General features: G+C 71.0%; 2 protein-coding genes. Both read left to right on the top strand.

The window, feature by feature from the left end; translation table 11 throughout:
* The coding region (locus tag DSP71_RS07245; RefSeq protein ID WP_147251230.1) for an FHA domain-containing protein at positions 1-383 on the top strand (383 nt) is incomplete at its 5' end.
* Positions 380-1,203, top strand: an 824-nt coding sequence (locus DSP71_RS07240) for a serine/threonine-protein kinase (RefSeq protein ID WP_258546313.1), incomplete at its 3' end; no start/stop codon positions are given. The genes DSP71_RS07245 and DSP71_RS07240, both read left to right, overlap by 4 nt.

The following is a 1,203-nucleotide window of genomic DNA, read 5'->3' as shown; positions in this document are numbered from 1 at the left end:
CGACGGAGGTGCTCGATGTCGCCCCGGCACCGGCCGCGGCCTCCGTCGGCCGCATCCGCCTGTCCACAGGGCAGGAGACGGCTCTGGATCGCACCGTGATCATCGGGCGCCGCCCGCGGTCGACGCGGGCGAGCGGCGCGAATCTTCCGCATCTCATCGCCGTCGAGAGCCCTCAGCAGGACATCTCGCGCAGCCACCTCGAAGTACGGCCGGAGGGCGACACCGTGGTGGTCATCGATCTGCACACCACCAACGGGTCCACCCTGCTGCGGCCGGGAGCCGACCCCGTGCGGCTGCACCCCGGCGAGCAGACGCTGGTGCTCTCCGGCGACGTCGTCGACCTCGGCGACGGTGTCACGGTCGCCTTCGAGGATCTGCCGTGACGCGTCGCCCCTCCCCGCCGCCGGACCTTCCCGGCTTCACCTACGTCGAGCCGCTGGGCACCGGCGGCTTCGCCGACGTCTTCCTCTACGAGCAGGAGATGCCCCGCCGCCGGGTCGCGGTGAAGGTGCTGCTCGCCGATCGCATCTCCAGCGGCGCCGCCCAGGAGTTCGCGGATGAGGCGAACGTCATGGCGATGCTCTCCACGCACCCCGCGATCGTGACGATCTACCAGGCAGGGGTCGCCGGAGACGGACGCCCGTACCTGGTGATGGAGTACTGCCCGCGGCCCAACCTCCAGCTGCGCGCGCGGAAGGACCCGTTCTCGGTGGCCGAGGCGCTGCGGGTCGGTGTGCAGGTGGCCGGTGCCGTCGAGACAGCGCACCGCGCCGGTGTGCTGCACCGCGACATCAAGCCCGCCAACATCCTGGTCACCGAGTACAACAGGCCGGCGCTCACCGACTTCGGCATCGCGTCCACCACCGGAGCCACGGGAGAGGCGTCGGGGATGTCGATCCCGTGGTCGCCCCCCGAATCGTTCGCCGAGCCGCCGCAGAGCGGACCCCGAACGGATGTGTGGGCCCTCGGAGCGACGCTGTACACCCTTCTGGCCGGCCGTTCGCCGTTCGAGCGTCCGGGGGAGCGCAACTCGAGCGCCGACCTCATCGAGCGCATCGAGCGTGCAGCTCTCCCCTCGCTGAAGCGGCCGGACTCGCCCGAGAGCCTGCAGCGCCTCCTCGAGCGCGCGATGGCGAAGAACCCCGAAGATCGTTTCCCGAGCGCCGTGGCGTTCGCGCGGGCACTGCAGAAGGTGCAGATCGA

This window comes from Microbacterium sp. H6, from assembly GCF_003314775.1.
GTDB classification, from domain to species: domain Bacteria; phylum Actinomycetota; class Actinomycetes; order Actinomycetales; family Microbacteriaceae; genus Microbacterium; species Microbacterium oxydans.
This window is presented reverse-complemented; position numbering and strand designations above follow the sequence as displayed.